Raw genomic sequence first — 16,059 nt, forward strand, 5'->3', positions numbered from 1 at the left:
AAACCCCGCTTCAGCATCGCTGAAGCGGGGTTTTTATAAGATTTTATTATTGATTTCTTAAGCCGGAATTTCTCCTTTATATAAGAAAGAAATAATTTCTTTATTCATTTTGTCAACCATTTCGCTGAATAAGTGGAATGATTCCTGCTTGTAAATTACCAATGGATCTTTCTGCTCATAAACGGCACCTTGAGAAGATCTTCTCAGGTCATCCATTTCACGAAGGTGAAGTTTCCAGTTCTCATCGATGATGGATAAGGTGATGTTCTTTTCAAAATCATTGATAAGGCTTTCACATTGAGTATCGTAAGCTTCTTTAAGATCAGCTACAATAGTCATTGTTTTGTGGCCGTCTGTGAAAGGAACCTGGATCATTTTAAACATTGAACCCTGATTCTGATATACATTTTCAATGATAGGGAATGACTTCTCTTTCAGTAAATTCAGTTTCATTTTATAATCTTCCTGAGCAGCTTTGAATACAATGTCTGTCAGTTCCGGAATTTGCTTGTTCTTGAAATCATTTTCAGAAACAGGAGATTCCATAGTAAAGAATTTAATAATATCGAATTCGAAATCTTTATAATTTCCGGTAGCTTTCCCTTTAGTAACTATTGAGTTGGCAACATCGAAGATCATGTTTGTAATGTCATATTTCAGGTGATCCCCGAAAAGAGCATTCTTTCTTCTTTTATAGATCACATCACGCTGCTTGTTCATTACGTCATCATATTCAAGAAGTCTCTTTCTGATTCCGAAGTTGTTTTCCTCTACTTTCTTCTGAGCTCTTTCGATAGACTTGCTGATCATGGAATGCTGAATTACTTCACCTTCCTTGTGACCCATTCTGTCCATCATTTTAGCAATTCTTTCAGAACCAAACAAACGCATCAGGTTATCTTCAAGAGATACATAGAACTGAGAGCTACCAGGGTCTCCCTGACGTCCCGCTCTACCTCTTAGCTGTCTGTCAACACGTCTTGAATCGTGTCTTTCCGTACCGATAATAGCTAAACCTCCGGCTTCTTTTACTTCTTTGGAAAGCTTGATATCCGTACCACGACCCGCCATGTTCGTTGCAATAGTTACAACTCCTGGCTGTCCTGCTCCGGCAACAATCTCTGCTTCCTTTTTGTGAAGCTTCGCGTTCAGTACCTGGTGAGGAATTTTTCTTAATTGCAACGCTTTTGAAAGTAACTGAGAGATCTCAACAGAAGTAGTACCTACAAGTACAGGTCTTTGGGCTGCTGTTAAGTTTTCGATTTCTTCAATTACGGCATTGTATTTTTCACGGTTAGTTTTGAAAACCAAATCCTGCTTGTCATTTCTTAAAATAGGACGGTTCGTAGGAATTACCACCACATCAAGTTTGTAGATTTCCCAAAGTTCACCTGCTTCCGTCTCAGCAGTACCTGTCATTCCCGCAAGCTTGTTGTACATACGGAAATAGTTCTGAAGCGTTACGGTAGCAAACGTTTGTGTAGCCGCTTCAATTTTTACATTTTCTTTAGCTTCGATCGCCTGGTGAAGACCGTCTGAATAACGTCTTCCTTCCATGATACGGCCTGTCTGTTCGTCAACGATTTTTACTTCACCGTCAATAACCACATATTCATCATCTTTTTCGAATAATGTATATGCTTTTAACAGCTGGCTCATCGTGTGTACACGCTCAGATTTTTCAGCAAATTCAGAGAAAAGTTTTTCTTTAGCCTCAAATTCTTCTTCTTTGGATAAATTTTTAGCCTCAACTTCTGCGATTTCTGTACCGATGTCTGGAAGAACGAAGAAGTTAGCATCAGAATTCCCCTGAGACATATATTCAACACCTTTGTCCGTAAGATCAACCTGGTTGTTCTTTTCTTCAATAACGAAGTAAAGGTCTTTATCTACAATCGGCATATCGCGGTTGTTGTCCTGCATATACTGCGCCTCAACTTTCTGAAGCAATGCTCTGTTTCCGCTTTCCGATAAGAATTTAATTAATTGTCTGTTTTTAGGAAGACCTCTGTATGCCTGAAGCAATTTGAATCCTCCTTCTTTTGTATTTCCTGCAGCGATTAATTTTTTAGCTTCATTAAAGATCGCAGAAACTGTTTTCTTCTGAACTTCAACGATTCTGTCGATAGAAGGCTTAAGGACATCAAATTCCTGTCTGTCACCCTGCGGAACCGGACCGGAAATAATTAACGGTGTTCTTGCATCATCTACCAATACGGAGTCAACCTCATCCACGATAGCAAAGTTCAGTTCTCTCTGTACTAATTCTGATGGTGAAGTAACCATGTTATCTCTCAGATAATCGAAACCGAATTCGTTATTCGTTCCGTAAGTAATATCCGAGTTGTATGCTTTTCTTCTTCCGTCTGAGTTCGGCTGGTGGTTATCGATACAGTCGATAGACATTCCGTGGAATTGATACAATGGACCCATCCACGCCGAGTCTCTCTTGGCAAGATAGTCATTCACGGTTACTACGTGAACCCCTCTTTCAGGAAGAGCATTTAAGTAAATAGGTAATGTTCCTACCAAAGTTTTACCTTCACCGGTTGCCATTTCGGCAATTTTACCGCTGTGAAGAATAACCCCTCCGATAAACTGAACATCATAGTGGACCATATCCCAAACTACAGGAGTTCCGGCAGCATCCCATGAGTTTTTCCAGACTGCAGTATCTCCCTGGATCTCTACGAAATCTTTACCCGCAGCAGCCAATTGTCTGTCCCAATCAGTTGCTTTGATGCGGATCTCACCGTTCTGAGCCCATCTTCTAGCTGTTTCTTTTACCAGGGCAAAAGCTTCAGGAAGAATCTGAGCAAGAACTTTCTCTTCAATTTCGTATGATTCTTTCTTCAGAGACTCAATCTTTGAGAAAAGAGCTTCTTTTTCATCTACGTTAGCTGAATTTTTTATCTGCTCCTTTATCTGTTCTATCTGCGCTGTTATTTTGCTGGTTGAAGATTTGATGTTCTCTTTAAATTCAGCAGTTTTTTCTCTCAGCCCATCATCAGTTAACTGCTGAATGGCTGGTTCTACAGCTTTGATTTTTGTTACAACTTTTTTTACTTCTTTTAGGTCCTGCGCTTTTTTGTCTCCCAAAAACCCTTTAAGAACTTTGTTTAAAAAACTCATAAATTTTTTGCTTTATGCTTAAAACAATATGCTTTAAGCGTTTTAATGACACGCTTAACGTGTGAATTGTGTATATAAAAAAGGGCAAATAAGCTCTAAGCTAATGCTCAAAGCTTATTGCTTTCATTAATATTCGTCTTCGTTCCAAAGGAAATCCTCGTCGGTAGGATAATCACTCCAAACCTCTTCGATAGATTCATAGATTTCTCCTTCGTCTTCAATTGCCTGAAGGTTTTCCACTACTTCCATTGGTGCACCAGTTCTGATTGCATAGTCAATAAGTTCTGCTTTTGTCATTGGCCAAGGTGCGTCACTTAGGTATGAGGCTAATTCTAATGTCCAGTACATAATTTTCTGATTTTTTTGCAAAAGTATAAAATTAGCTTATATTATACGCTTTTTTATACTTGATTTTCAATTCTTTTTGATTAATTTTTGTTCATTGTCTGTCATAGACTGGATTACAGCCGTGTCAGCAACTTACATGATGTCATTTTCTCAAAAACCATTCCACAAATTTTTTTATGCCATTTTGGAAGTCTGTGTCTGGTTTGTAGCCAATTAATGTCTTCGCTTTTGTGATATCTGCATTGGTTTTCCGGACATCACCCGGCTGCATTGGCAGATTTTTTCTAATGGCAGAAATTCCCAGGGTGGTTTCTATTGTAGCCAACATTTCAGATAGGGTAATAACTTCACTTTCCCCAAGGTTAATAATTTCATAAACTCCGGAATGGGTTTCCAGATAGAGGATTGATTTCGTGATTCCATCAATAATATCGTCAATATAAGTGTAATCTCTGGCCGTATTTCCGTCACCATAAAATGGAATTTCCCGGTCTTCCGAGATCAGTTTTGTAAATTTATGAATGGCCAGATCCGGCCTCTGCCTTGGCCCATATACTGTAAAAAACCTAAGCTGGATAATGTCTATATGATATAGATTATGGTAAACATGGCCTAAAACTTCACAGCTTTTCTTGGTTGCCGCATAAGGCGATATCGGATTGTCTACATTATCCGTTTCTGCAAAAGGAATTTTTTCATTGTTTCCGTAAACGCTTGATGAAGAGGCGCATATGAATTTGCTGACCTTGAATTCCCTGCAAAGTTCCCACAGGTTCATCGTTCCGCGTACATTCACTTCTTCGTATTCCAGCGGTCTTTCAATAGAGGGACGTACTCCTGCAAGGGCCGCAAGATGAATGACAAGATCTATTTTGTGGCTTTTAAAAATAGTTTCAAGCCCTTTTTTATCACGGATATCCTGATAATATAACTGGTATTTATCCGACTGTGAAAGGGTAATCAGATGTTGAATATCGGTTTCTTTGTCCGAGAATTCAAAATCCGGAATTTTGTCAATAGACTCTAATGTATTTTTAATTTTGATCTGATAATTATAGAAATCATCAAAATTGTCAACGTTTATGACAGAATGTCCATTTCTTAATAATCGTTCTATTAAGTGTGAGCCTATAAAGCCGCTTCCTCCAGTTATAAGATAAATCATTTGTGGATTTTTAATGGACAAATTTATTAATAAAACTTGAATGGTGTTTTTATACTTTTGTCAGAAAATATAATAATGATAAATCTTCAAAAATTATTTGCGCTTCCTAAAGAAGAGGATGAAGAATTTACATTCGGTGAGATAGAAGAAGGAATTTATTTTCGGGGACATAATTTATGGCTTTTGGTAATATCCATGGGAATTGCATGTATTGGATTAAATGTGAACAGTCCGGCTGCTGTAATTGGTGCTATGCTTATTTCTCCATTGATGGGCCCGATTGTTGGAATTGCATTTGGATTCTCTATAGGAAACAAAAGATTAATAAGACTGGGAATCTTTAACTGGCTTCTGATGATTATAGTTGCTATCTGTTCTTCCACATTATATTTCCTAATTTCTCCGTTTCATTCAGAAACATCACAATTGGAAAGCTTTAAAACGGCTACTATTTTTGATTGCTTTTTGGCGCTGCTGGGTGGGCTAGCCTGGTTTTTAGGAATTGTAAGGAAAGAAGCTATAAAAGTTATTGCAGGAGTAGCTGTTTCTACGGCATGCATCCCTCCTTTATGCACTGCCGGATTTGGTATTGCTAATGGAAACTGGGAATATTTTTGGGGTGGTTTTTATTTTTATCTGATCAATTGTTTTTTTATAGCGGTAGGAACGTGGATATTAAGTCTGGTATTGGGATATCAAAAATATTATAGAGATAAAAACAACAATAACCGTAAAACTTCTGTATGGATCAGCTTGCTTTCCGTTATTGTTTTGCTTCCAAGTATATTGCTTACCAAAAAGAAATGGGATAAAGAGACGTTAAAGGAGAGGTCAGAAAATTATATTAAAATTATTAAAGACAATCATCCTGAACTGGCTATTATTAATTACGAACCATTTAAAGAAAATGGAGAGGATTTTCTTAAAATCACTCTTCTTGATGACAGTATTACGATCAGTAAAAAGAGATTGGATGAGCATAATGATTTGATAAAGGATATTCATCTTATATGGCAGTATTCACCTCAGTCAAAAAACATAAATGATCCGGAGCTCCAAAAGCTTCAAAGTCAGATTACTGCTTTAAAAAAAGAACTGAATCAGCTTAAATTTCAAAACAAGATTAAATAAAATTTCTATATTTACTTAAAACATTAGTATTATGCAGTTTCAAGGGCAAATTTTAAAGATGGCAAGCTTCGATGATCAACCCATTCAGTATTATCTGAATCTTTCGGGAGATCTGATCCATATGAATGAATTGTTTGGAAGGGAATTAACGATAAAACATACAGGATTTCAATGTGTTAATTGTGGAGAAAATAAGCCTGTCTACAGGATGGGATTCTGCAAAAACTGTTTTTTTGAAAGCCCCTATGCAAGTGATACAATTATTCGTCCTGAACTCTCTACTGCCCATCTGGACATCGCTGAACGCGACTTGGAAGTGGAAAAACAAATCCAGCTTCAGCCTCACACCGTATATCTGGCCTATACCGGAGATGTGAAAGTGGGGGTGACAAGAAATACACAAATTCCTACAAGATGGATCGATCAAGGGGCTACTTTTGCCCTTCCGATTGCCCGTACAGAGAACCGCTACGAAGCAGGGATGATAGAAGTTGCCCTGAAAGAACATCTTCCGGACAAAACCAATTGGAAGAAAATGCTTCAGGATGATTTTGAAGGGGAAATAGACCTTGCTGATTTCCAGCAGAAGATTAAACAGTATTTTCCTGATGATTTCCAGAAGTTCTACAGTGAAGGAGAAAATTTATGGAAGTTCGATTATCCTTTCGATAAGCCCGAAAAAATAACTTCTTTCACTCTGGATAAAAAACCTGAATTTACCGGTAAGCTTAGAGGGATTAAAGGACAATACCTTAGTTTTGAGGGAGGGAACTTTATGAATGTAAGAGGACACGAAGGTTATGTGATTGAGTTAGATATAAAAAATTAATCTTATATTTAAAATTACAAAAAATCACACACATATATGAAAAGATGGGTTAAAAAGTTATTGATAGGCCTGGGAATTCTTCTGCTTATTCTTCTTGCGGCAAATTTCGGGCTGAATGTATGGCTTAAAACCCAGCTTCCTGGATATATAAAGAAAAATACGGATTATAAAGTTTCCTATAAAACATTAGATGTGGATCTTGGGTCCGGCAATATTTTTGCATCGGGAATAACGGTAAACAGTAAAAATCCACAGAATACCAATGTTATTGGCCTTCAGGGTACCATTGATACATTAAAGATCAGCCGGTTCGGGATTTATGATGCCGTCTTCAATAAAAGGATCAGCTCATCTGACCTCCTGCTGGCTAAACCCAATTTGAACATTATTCTTGCCAGGCCTGTAGACCGTAAGACTGGAAAAAAAAGAAATCCAGTCCTGTTTGAAAATATCAGGATTAATAAAGGAACGATTAATATTTTCAAGCATACCAAACAGAAGTTTTTATCTGTTCAGGAGCTCGATCTTTTTGTAGAAAACCTTCAGATGACTGAAGAATCTGTAGAAGATAAACTTCCTGTGGTTTTTGATAAATATGATATTAAAGGAAAGAATTTTTTCTTCCGCCCGGATAATGTATATGCTGTAACAATCAGCACGATCAGTACAGCAAATGGCCAGATGTCAGTTGGGAATTTCCGGTTGATTCCACTTTTAAATTTTGATCAGTTTAAAAGGTTTTATCCTAAAAAAACAAAACTGTTTGAATTTTCCATCCCTAAAATGGAGTTCAAAGACATCGTTTTGGCAAAAAATAAAATTACCCTGGCTAATGCTGATTTTCAAAATCCTGTTCTAACGGTTTATAATACCGGAATAAAACCTGCAAAGGCAGAAAAAAAGCTGAATTTTGAAGTTAATTTAGAAGATATAAAGCTCAATAATGCTTCGGTAATCGTTAACAAGCCCGACGGAACCAGACTGCTTTCCGCAAAAACACTGAATATAAAAGTTAATCAGCTGAAATTTGATAAGGTAACTGCAGAAGAGGTTATTCCTGTAGGATACAAAGACTTCCATTTTTCAGGAAAAGATATACAGTATTCCAACCATCAGAATTTTACAGTTGAAAGTTTTGCGTTAAACCCGCAAAGCGGTGAGATCAGGAATCTTATACTGTCCCCGGGAGTCCCTGAGGCCGGGAAAGGATCAATGGACCTGAAAACTGATCATATTGCGTTTAATATCAACAAGTTTGAATTTATTAAGAGAAGACTTAATCTGGATCTTAAAGATGTGCTTATTGAAAATGTAAATGGAACTGTGAAGGCTGGAGCAAATAAGCCAAAAGTGAATTCCGGTCCGGGAATCATTCAGTCAGTAATCGTGCGCAAGATGTCTGTGAAAAACTCTGATATAGTGTATGATAAAGGAATGCAGCCATTGGCATTTCATGATCTTAATGCAACGGTTAATGGCATTGAAATGGCACCAAAGCCCAACAATCAGGGACTTTCTTTTAAAGTTAAAGACTACTTCCTGACTACCCGGAATTTTGCCTATAAAACACAATTCTATAATCTGAATGCGGGACTTTTAAAATTAAATAAAAATAAGATTCAGGTTAATAATTTTGCCATGAAGCCTCTCATTTCGAGAGCCCAGTTTATCAGAATGATACCGGTAGAGCGGGATCTCTACGATATTAAGGTATCCCAGATAACGGCAGATGGGACCTGGGAGCTCTTCTCGGACAACAAATCGATTAATGCATCAAATGTAACAGTTCTTTCCGCTGATGCCAATATTTTCAGAAGTAAAATCCCTAAAGATGATCCTAAAATAAAGCCTTTATATTCTAAACTGCTCCGTTCTATAAAAATTCCAATGACGGTTAATCACCTTGACTTGAAGAATTCGGTTTTAGTGTACGAAGAAGATACGCCTGAAAGTGCAGGACCAGGCAAGCTTACATTCAGTAACTTTAATATGAATGTTAAAAACCTGAATTCTGCCAAAACAAAAGGAAAGCCTACCAGGGTAGATATCAAGATCGACTGTTCATTCATGAATCTGGCCCCGCTTTCTGTCAACTGGAATTTCGATGTGGCAGATCAGAATGACAGATTTTCAATTTCAGGAAGAACAGCCAATCTTCCAGCCAATGGCATTAATCCGTTTATCAGACCTTATCTGCATGTGACGGCTACTTCCGGAACCATCCAGGAAATGCTTTTTAATTTTAAAGGAAACCCTTCCGGACTGAACGGAACATTCAACCTGAAGCATAAAGACCTTAAAATTGCTGTTTTAAATAAAGAAAATCATGAGAAAAAAGGTGTTCTGACGGCTGTTGCCAATCTTTTCATCCGTTCAGATTCCGGAAAGTTTCCGGAGGCTGTTGCTGTAGAAAATGTTGAAAGAGATCCTACAAAATCGTTTTTTAACCTTTTCTGGAAAGGAATTGAACAGGGTCTGAAGAAAACTTTGATTGGAGTGAATGTTGATAAAACAGAGAAGACCGTAAAAAATGCTGTTTCATCTGTAAAAGAAGTAAAACAGACGGTAAAAGAACTGAAACAGGATATTAAAGCAAACAAAGAAGAGCTTAAGCCGCAGGAACAGAAAAAGGAAAAGAAAGGATTCCTTAAAGGAATTTTTAAGAAAAAAGAAAAACCCGGAACTGAATAATTCCGGGATATATCTTAAGGGGTAAAGCTGTTATTTTCAGATATAATCTTAAAGAAGTTAAAAATTAAATTCATCACTTTCCTGAATAGGGATATCTCTTAAGAATTTATCGAATTCCTCTCCCGGATAGTTGCTGTCTGCCCCGTAAGAGTCTATAATCATTCCACGGTTTCCGGCATTGTCCTTTACCACATATAATACGGCGTTATCATCAGGATTGCTGTCGCCCTCAAAACGGTATGTTTTTAAAATGGTAAGCTCTGAAGGCTGATACACTTTTTCTGAATTCTCAAATTTCATTTCACACGCTTCATTCATTCTGAATTCCCTCTGTATACCTCTTTCCGATAAAGTATTCATCACCTGGCTCAGGGTGGTCATCCGGTCTGTATTTTCTGAATTATCCATAATATTATTTTTTAACATGAGTACAATAATTAAACCATTGATAAGGTAAAATTAAATAAAAAAGCCAATTGCATCTTTCATTAAAATAAAGCTTAATGTTAACAAAATTTATAATTGTAAAAAATAAAATAGGTATACTTTTTGCAATAGCTATGTTAATAAATCGGACAAAATATGAAAAAAGAAGTTGGCGTTTTACTGGCAGGAGGAGTTGGTCTTTTGGCAGTATTAGGTTTTATTGGATTAAAAAAAATATTGACTAAAAAAGATAAAGCATATAGTGATACCTATTCGGATTATCACAGACATTTTGATGGAAAAAACCACGACGATGAATATCACGGAGTGGAATTTTATGCACTGAAGTAGTAAAAGAATATATTTAATTATGTTTAAATCCGGTCCCTTTGAAGAGGCCGGATTTTTTTGTGGATAACTTAGTGTTAAAACTCATGATTTTATAAAAAATCCATTCTAATTTTACATCAGAATGCAGAACGAAAATTTCATAAAAGGACAGGGAGCCCAGCGAAACGTAATCAATCGTTTCGACAGGTATACCTATGAACCTGAAGATGAAGATTTCGAAACGGTAAAAACCTCCTTTACGGAAGTCTTTCCGAAAACCATTGTGAATCAGGTGAAAAGCGAGGATCTTCCCATGGAGTATTCCATGAATCCTTATCAGGGATGTGAACACGGTTGTTCCTACTGCTTTGCCAGACCTACTCATGAATATTGGGGCTACAGTGCCGGAATTGATTTTGAGAGAAAGATCATGGTGAAAAAAAATGCTCCGGAACTATTGGAGAAATTTTTTCAGAAAAGAGGCTATAAACCTGCTCCCATCCTTCTTTCCGGGAATACCGACTGCTATCAGCCGGCAGAAAGACAGTTTGAGATCACCAGAAAAATGCTTCAGGTGTGTCTCGACTACAGACATCCTGTCAATATTCTGACAAAAAATGCGCTTGTTCTGAGAGATCTGGATATTTTAAAACCTATGGCAGAACAGAATCTTGTTTCCGTATCTCTGAGCATTCCTACAATTAATGAAGATCTCAGGCGAAAAATGGAGCCGAGAACGAGTTCAGCTCCGAATAAATTAAAAGCGGTAGAAATTCTCACAGAAAACAAGATTCCCGTACATGTCATGGTGGCGCCCATTATTCCCGGGCTGAACAGTGATGAGCCGCTTACGATTTTAAAAGCTATTTCAGACGCCGGTGCTTTGAGTTTCGGGTATACATTGGTCAGGCTGAATGATACGGTGGAGCCTGTTTTCGTCAATTGGATCGAAACCCATTTCCCGGACAGGGCACAAAAGGTTTTGAATCTTATCCGTTCTATGCGTGGCGGAAAGCTGGGTGATAAAAGATATTTTGAAAGGCAAAGGGGAGAAGGGAATATTGCTGAAATGATCCATAATACATTTAAAATAGGAAGAAAGAAATATTTTGACGGAAGAGAATTTCCCAAACTTTCTACGGCAAATTTTACCGGAGCAAAAGATCAGCAGCTGAGATTGTTTGATAAATAGTACTTTCTTGTAAAATTCAATAGAAATGAGCTTTAGCCCATTCGCAATAAAATAAAAAACTCCAATGGCTTCAGCCAAACATAAAAAACAAAAAACCGCGCCTGAAGGCGCGGTTTTCTTATTCTTTGTGATGGTCAATCTTAGATTGTGTTATCCGGACATTTGAAATCATCGCTGCAGGTAGCACAAACTACGGTACCGTTGCAGTAATACATACAAAATTCAGGTTCCGGAAGTTTAACTCCTCCTGTTCCGGAGATGCTTTTTAACTGGCTGTTGTTTAGTTTTTTTAGATTTTTCATATTGTTTTAATTAAAAATTTGATAGTAAGTAAATATAATTAAAATATTTTTAACTAAAACGAAATGTGGTAGAATAGGGATTAATTTTTTAATAAGTATTCATACATTAAAAATAAAAGTCAATAATTAATCCTGGGTATTGCCTGCAAAATAGATAGCAAGCAAACCATAAACAGATCAATTATTGACTTTTTTATGTTACTTTTTGATCAATCCTAACTCTATCAGTCTTTCATGTAAAAATTCTCCTGCCGTAGTATCTTCATACAGTTTCGGATGGTTGTCATCAATACAGTTGTCAAGAGCATTCAGTGACATTTCACTCACCGGATGCATAAAGAAAGGAATGGAGTATCTTGAAGTTCCCCATAATTCTCTTGGTGGGTTAACCACCCTGTGAATGGTAGATTTCAATTTGTTGTTGGTATGTCTTGATAACATATCGCCTACATTGATCATCAATTCATCCGGTTCTGCAATCGCATCGATCCATTCTCCGTTGTGGTTCTGCACCTGAAGGCCTTTTCCCTGAGATCCCATCAAAAGGGTAATCAGGTTGATGTCTCCGTGTGCTGCAGCTCTTACCGCATCATCAGGTTCCTGGGTAATTGGCGGATAGTGAATCGGTCTTAAAATAGAGTTTCCTTCAGCAATCTTATTGTCAAAATAAAACTCATCCAGACCAAGATACAGAGCCAGGGCTCTTAATACATACTGTCCTGTCTTTTCAAGCATTTGGTAGGCTTCTTTACCTACTTCGTTGAATTTTGGCAGCTCTTCAACGATTACGTTATCAGGGTATTCGGATTTGTATTTTGAATCATCAGACACGTACTGTCCGAAATGCCAAAATTCTTTTAAATCCCCTTTTTTGAAACCTTTTGCGGTTTCTTTACCGAATCCTACGTAACCTCTCTGGCCACCGATTCCTGGAATTTCATACTTCTGCTTCGTTTCTACAGGCAGGTCAAAAAAGTTTTTAACCTCTCCGTAGAGTTCATCTACTAGTTTGTCATCAAGAAAATGGCCTTTTAAGGCAACAAAACCAATTTCTTCATAAGCTTTTCCGATTTCATTTACAAATTTCTGTTTGCGTTCCGGGTTGTCCGAAAGGAAATCACGCAGGTCTACACTAGGTATTTTATCCATTTTTAGAAATTTACGAATGACAAAATTACATTTTTTTTAAATGAAATAATTCTAAAATAAGTATTTATCAGTTAAATTTGCTGTATGAAAAAATATTCTTCTAAGAGAAGTATTCAGATACTTGCCCATCTTCTTCAGCAGTACGGAATTTCAGATGTTATCATTTCCCCGGGATCCAGAAATGCACCTCTGGCCATCCATTTTTCTGAAACCGATGCTTTCAACTGTTTCAGTATTGTAGATGAAAGAAGTGCTGCTTTTGTAGGAATGGGGATGGCTAAAAGTGAGAAAAAACCGGTGGCAATAACCTGCACCAGCGGTTCTGCTGTGGCCAATTATTACCCGGCAGTTACTGAAGCTTTCTATCAGAATGTTCCGCTTTTGATCCTGACTGCCGACAGGCCTACAGATTTTGTAGATATTTTTGACGGACAGACGATCAGGCAGAAAGATATTTTTCATCAGCATTCTTATGGTGACTTCCAGCTTTTGGAAGACAGTAAAGAAAATGCTGAAGATGTTAATTTTGACATTATTAAAAAAGCCATCGAGCTGTGTTTTGAAAAACAGGGTCCGGTGCACATCAATATTCCGCTGGAGGAACCATTGTACGAACTGGTTTCAGAGCTTCCATCTTTCCCTACCGTTGAAAAAACAATCAGGCATAAAGAATATGAGATCCCGTCCAACCTGATTGCAGACTGGCATACCTCCCAAAGGATTATGATTCTGGTAGGAACAAAAGATTACAGCCCCGAACTGGAAAGCCAGCTAAGCCAGCTGGTGAAAAACCATTCTGTTGTTGTATTGAGCGAAGCCAATTCCAATCTCTATCATGAAAAGTTTTTCAGGCATATTGACCGATATATCTTTAATTTCACTGAAGAAGATTATAAAACATATGCTCCAGACCTTTTGATCACAGTAGGGCAGAACGTGGTTTCCAAAAAGGTAAAACAATTTTTAAGGAGCGCACGTCCGAAGCAGCACTGGCACTTGGATGAAGTATGGCAGCCGGATACGTATTTCTCTCTTACAGAAAAAGTAGAGGTGAAGCCTGAAGTGTTCTTTTCCAAGCTTCTGAAATTTATCAACCTTGAACCAAGGCCTTATTTTAACCTTTGGGATGTTTTAAGGGATAAAAAAGATGCGAGGCATGAACAGTTCCTGAATATGGTTGAATTTTCGGATTTTTATTTCTTTAATAAAGCTTCGCAGACCATTCCGGAGAACTATAATATCCATTTCAGTAATTCCTCGGCGATCAGATACGCCCAGCTGTTTGATTTTGGAAAAAGAAAAATGTACTGTAACAGAGGAACCAGCGGTATAGATGGCTCTACTTCTACAGCCATGGGCTTTGCTATTAAAAATGCGAATCCGACACTGCTTATTACGGGAGATCTGGGATTCTTCTATGATATCAACGGCCTTTGGAATCAGTATATTCCGCCATTTGTAAGAATCATTATTTTCAATAACGGTGAAGGGAATATCTTTAAAATTATTCCTGGTCCGGGTAATGCCAACCCGAACACACTGGATGAATTTATTGCTACAAAACACCGCAAGCATGCAGAACATTTAGCCAAACATTTTGGTTTTGCCTATATTAAAGTGGAGGATGAACCTACCCTTGACCGGGTGCTGGAAAACTTCTTCAAACCAGATTTACAGCCTAAAATACTTGAAGTGAATACGTATGGTAAGAACAGTGCAGATGTGCAGAAGGCTTACTTCGAATTCATGAAAGGTAATTAAAGATCCAGATACTCTTCATTCCCTGGCATATTTGTAATTCTGTCGATGGGATAAATAAACATATCATCAAAATCATTCAGGGCATTAATCAGTTGAAAATGAGAAAATTGCTTAATGTTCTGAAGGGTGATTTCCGTTTCTTTGATCTTCTTATGTTTCAGTAGATTCTGTCTCTGTACTCCGTTCAGGAGATAAGTAGCTGGAGTAAACCAGTCCTTACCTTTAAGAAAAAGAATATTGGAAAACGAAGTATCGGTAATATGATTGTTTTTAACAATAATGATCTCTTCGGCCTTAGACTTCATTTTCATCTTATCAAGTTCCTTACGGTCTTCAAATTTGAAAGAGTAGTCGAAACTGTTGTTTTCTACCAGCTGGAAGCTTTGTATTTCAGGAATGGCGTAGGGAATCATCATGGTGCGTACTCTTTTATCCAGGTCATAGGAAAGTCTCAGTTTAAAAAGGCCGTCTTCATCATGCTCAAGGTTTTTGAAGATCTTGGCCAGGTCTATAGAACCTTCCTTCCCGAAGTGGGCAAAAGTCTGGTTAACGCGTTTTTGATGTAGTTCCAAAAGAAAAATTTCCTGGTCTTCTACTTTTATGCTTTCAATGAATTGGGACATAGATTTTATTTTTCATTTCCTGATATTCGTCTTCTAACCTGCTCATGTGGGTGATACCGCCGCCGCTTTTAAAATAGAGTTTATCACCTTCTTTTTCAATAAAGCGGATCATAACACAGCTGTCAACGTTTTCACCGTCAAACCAGCCGCATACTCCGGTATAATAGCCTCTGTCGTATCCTTCTGCATCCAAGATTATTTCCAGCGTTTTGGGCTTTGGGGCTCCGAGAATTGATCCGGCAGGAAGCAGTTTTTTCATGATGCTGCCTAGCTTCCCTGCAAATTCAGGCTTTACTGTTCCTGAAATTTCAGAACTCATGGCATACAGATCTTTTTGCTGTGTCCTGATGAGGTCTATATGCTGGAACTGATCAACTTTTACCTTATCTGCTACCATGCTGAGGTCATTACGCAGAAGATCTACAACCGTATAATGCTCTGCTTTCTCTTTTTTGTCGTTTTTCAAAACTTCAGCCGCATTTTCCAAAGAGGCATCAATAGTGCCTTTCATGGGATACGTCAAAATTTTGCCGTCTATAATCTTTACAAAAGTTTCAGGAGAAAAAAATACAAAAAAATCTTTATAAAACACTTTGTACTTCGCAATTGAGTGATAAAAAATTTCTTTAAGGCTTAAATTGGTCTGAACTTCAGTCTTTCGGGTATAATTCGTAAGATAAGAATTTCCAAGACGGATATTTTTCTGAACCTTGTCAAATCCCTCTTTAAAGCTTTCGAGTGTTTCCGGAAGCGGTTTCCAGTCAACTTCTTTGTTAAGGCTGTAGCTTTGTTTTATGTTTGAAAACTCCTGAAAATCAATTAATAATCCTGATTTTTCAATCTCATTTTCTCTATAGATTTCTACATTTTCCGAAAGGAAGTCGATCATGAAGAAATAGGGAACCTTCTGAAGAGAAAGTTCGTCCATTTCCAGAAATTTTTGATGATTCATTGAAAACATCCTGCAAAAATAATTATTG

14 protein-coding genes are annotated in these 16,059 nt (G+C 37.5%); 6 read left to right on the forward strand and 8 right to left on the reverse strand.

The window, feature by feature from the left end; genetic code table 11:
• Window positions 1-57 precede the first annotated feature (57 nt).
• The 3 genes from secA to ACM40_RS04790 all read right to left on the reverse strand — a co-directional run bounded on the left by secA (window position 58) and on the right by ACM40_RS04790 (window position 4,645).
• Window positions 58-3,132: a preprotein translocase subunit SecA gene (gene secA, locus ACM40_RS04780; protein ID WP_048501638.1), complete on the reverse strand. Its 3,075-nt coding sequence runs from the start codon at window positions 3,130-3,132 to the stop codon at window positions 58-60.
• Window positions 3,133-3,258: 126 nt separating this feature from the next.
• A complete protein-coding gene (locus ACM40_RS04785; RefSeq protein ID WP_002662059.1) occupies window positions 3,259-3,480 on the reverse strand; it encodes a DUF2795 domain-containing protein in 222 nt (73 codons plus the stop codon).
• 142 nt (window positions 3,481-3,622) lie between these two features.
• Window positions 3,623-4,645 carry a GDP-mannose 4,6-dehydratase gene (locus ACM40_RS04790; protein WP_048501639.1) on the reverse strand — a complete coding sequence of 341 codons (1,023 nt, stop codon included), beginning with the start codon at window positions 4,643-4,645 and terminating at the stop codon, window positions 3,623-3,625.
• A gap of 75 nt (window positions 4,646-4,720) precedes the next feature.
• On the opposite strand from ACM40_RS04790, the gene ACM40_RS20160 reads away from it, so the two are divergent.
• The 3 genes from ACM40_RS20160 to ACM40_RS04805 are packed head-to-tail and all read left to right on the forward strand — an operon-like array spanning window position 4,721 to window position 9,296.
• Complete coding sequence (locus ACM40_RS20160; protein ID WP_053077092.1) at window positions 4,721-5,776, forward strand: DUF389 domain-containing protein; 1,056 nt, start codon at window positions 4,721-4,723, stop codon at window positions 5,774-5,776.
• Between the two features lie 31 nt (window positions 5,777-5,807).
• Window positions 5,808-6,605: a DUF2797 domain-containing protein gene (locus ACM40_RS04800; RefSeq protein ID WP_048501640.1), complete on the forward strand. Its 798-nt coding sequence runs from the start codon at window positions 5,808-5,810 to the stop codon at window positions 6,603-6,605.
• A gap of 36 nt (window positions 6,606-6,641) precedes the next feature.
• On the forward strand, window positions 6,642-9,296 hold the full coding sequence (locus tag ACM40_RS04805) for a hypothetical protein (protein ID WP_048501641.1): 2,655 nt from the start codon (window positions 6,642-6,644) through the stop codon (window positions 9,294-9,296).
• A gap of 57 nt (window positions 9,297-9,353) precedes the next feature.
• On the opposite strand, the gene ACM40_RS04810 is transcribed toward ACM40_RS04805, so the two are convergent.
• The gene (locus ACM40_RS04810) at window positions 9,354-9,704 is read right to left on the reverse strand and encodes a hypothetical protein (protein ID WP_048501743.1); all 351 of its coding nucleotides are present in this window, start codon (window positions 9,702-9,704) and stop codon (window positions 9,354-9,356) included.
• 174 nt (window positions 9,705-9,878) lie between these two features.
• Here ACM40_RS04810 and ACM40_RS04815 point away from each other — a divergent pair, with 174 nt between their 5' ends.
• Window positions 9,879-10,073 carry a hypothetical protein gene (locus tag ACM40_RS04815; RefSeq protein ID WP_048501642.1) on the forward strand — a complete coding sequence of 65 codons (195 nt, stop codon included), beginning with the start codon at window positions 9,879-9,881 and terminating at the stop codon, window positions 10,071-10,073.
• Window positions 10,074-10,194: 121 nt separating this feature from the next.
• On the forward strand, window positions 10,195-11,244 hold the full coding sequence (locus tag ACM40_RS04820; protein WP_048501643.1) for a PA0069 family radical SAM protein: 1,050 nt from the start codon (window positions 10,195-10,197) through the stop codon (window positions 11,242-11,244).
• A 140-nt stretch (window positions 11,245-11,384) separates the two neighbouring features.
• On the opposite strand, the gene ACM40_RS20485 is transcribed toward ACM40_RS04820, so the two are convergent.
• Window positions 11,385-11,546 carry a hypothetical protein gene (locus tag ACM40_RS20485; protein WP_165579273.1) on the reverse strand — a complete coding sequence of 54 codons (162 nt, stop codon included), beginning with the start codon at window positions 11,544-11,546 and terminating at the stop codon, window positions 11,385-11,387.
• A 198-nt stretch (window positions 11,547-11,744) separates the two neighbouring features.
• On the reverse strand, window positions 11,745-12,695 hold the full coding sequence (locus ACM40_RS04825; RefSeq protein ID WP_048501644.1) for an isopenicillin N synthase family dioxygenase: 951 nt from the start codon (window positions 12,693-12,695) through the stop codon (window positions 11,745-11,747).
• 84 nt (window positions 12,696-12,779) lie between these two features.
• Here ACM40_RS04825 and menD point away from each other — a divergent pair, with 84 nt between their 5' ends.
• Window positions 12,780-14,456 (forward strand): 2-succinyl-5-enolpyruvyl-6-hydroxy-3-cyclohexene-1-carboxylic-acid synthase, encoded by a 1,677-nt coding sequence (gene menD / locus ACM40_RS04830; protein WP_048501645.1) that lies wholly within the window; start codon window positions 12,780-12,782, stop codon window positions 14,454-14,456.
• Here menD and ACM40_RS04835 read toward each other — a convergent pair.
• Window positions 14,453-15,079 carry an aminotransferase class IV gene (locus ACM40_RS04835; protein WP_048501646.1) on the reverse strand — a complete coding sequence of 209 codons (627 nt, stop codon included), beginning with the start codon at window positions 15,077-15,079 and terminating at the stop codon, window positions 14,453-14,455. The genes menD and ACM40_RS04835 overlap by 4 nt on opposite strands.
• Window positions 15,063-16,040 (reverse strand): aminodeoxychorismate synthase component I, encoded by a 978-nt coding sequence (locus tag ACM40_RS04840; protein WP_048501744.1) that lies wholly within the window; start codon window positions 16,038-16,040, stop codon window positions 15,063-15,065. The genes ACM40_RS04835 and ACM40_RS04840 overlap by 17 nt, the downstream gene beginning before the upstream one ends.
• Window positions 16,041-16,059: the final 19 nt, after the last annotated feature.

Source organism: Chryseobacterium sp. BLS98 (genome assembly GCF_001045445.1).
GTDB lineage: Bacteria > Bacteroidota > Bacteroidia > Flavobacteriales > Weeksellaceae > Chryseobacterium.

Bases quoted from the DNA above. Each gene is read 5' to 3' on its own strand.
- ACM40_RS04790 (WP_048501639.1), bottom strand. From the start codon at position 4,645: ATGATTTATCTTATAACTGGAGGAAGCGGCTTTATAGGCTCACACTTA.
- ACM40_RS04815 (WP_048501642.1), top strand. From the start codon at position 9,879: ATGAAAAAAGAAGTTGGCGTTTTACTGGCAGGAGGAGTTGGTCTTTTG.
- ACM40_RS04785 (WP_002662059.1), bottom strand. From the start codon at position 3,480: ATGTACTGGACATTAGAATTAGCCTCATACCTAAGTGACGCACCTTGG.
- ACM40_RS20160 (WP_053077092.1), top strand. From the start codon at position 4,721: ATGATAAATCTTCAAAAATTATTTGCGCTTCCTAAAGAAGAGGATGAA.
- ACM40_RS04840 (WP_048501744.1), bottom strand. From the start codon at position 16,040: ATGTTTTCAATGAATCATCAAAAATTTCTGGAAATGGACGAACTTTCT.
- ACM40_RS04835 (WP_048501646.1), bottom strand. From the start codon at position 15,079: ATGTCCCAATTCATTGAAAGCATAAAAGTAGAAGACCAGGAAATTTTT.
- ACM40_RS20485 (WP_165579273.1), bottom strand. From the start codon at position 11,546: ATGAAAAATCTAAAAAAACTAAACAACAGCCAGTTAAAAAGCATCTCC.
- ACM40_RS04805 (WP_048501641.1), top strand. From the start codon at position 6,642: ATGAAAAGATGGGTTAAAAAGTTATTGATAGGCCTGGGAATTCTTCTG.
- ACM40_RS04820 (WP_048501643.1), top strand. From the start codon at position 10,195: ATGCAGAACGAAAATTTCATAAAAGGACAGGGAGCCCAGCGAAACGTA.
- menD (WP_048501645.1), top strand. From the start codon at position 12,780: ATGAAAAAATATTCTTCTAAGAGAAGTATTCAGATACTTGCCCATCTT.
- ACM40_RS04810 (WP_048501743.1), bottom strand. From the start codon at position 9,704: ATGGATAATTCAGAAAATACAGACCGGATGACCACCCTGAGCCAGGTG.
- ACM40_RS04800 (WP_048501640.1), top strand. From the start codon at position 5,808: ATGCAGTTTCAAGGGCAAATTTTAAAGATGGCAAGCTTCGATGATCAA.
- ACM40_RS04825 (WP_048501644.1), bottom strand. From the start codon at position 12,695: ATGGATAAAATACCTAGTGTAGACCTGCGTGATTTCCTTTCGGACAAC.
- secA (WP_048501638.1), bottom strand. From the start codon at position 3,132: ATGAGTTTTTTAAACAAAGTTCTTAAAGGGTTTTTGGGAGACAAAAAA.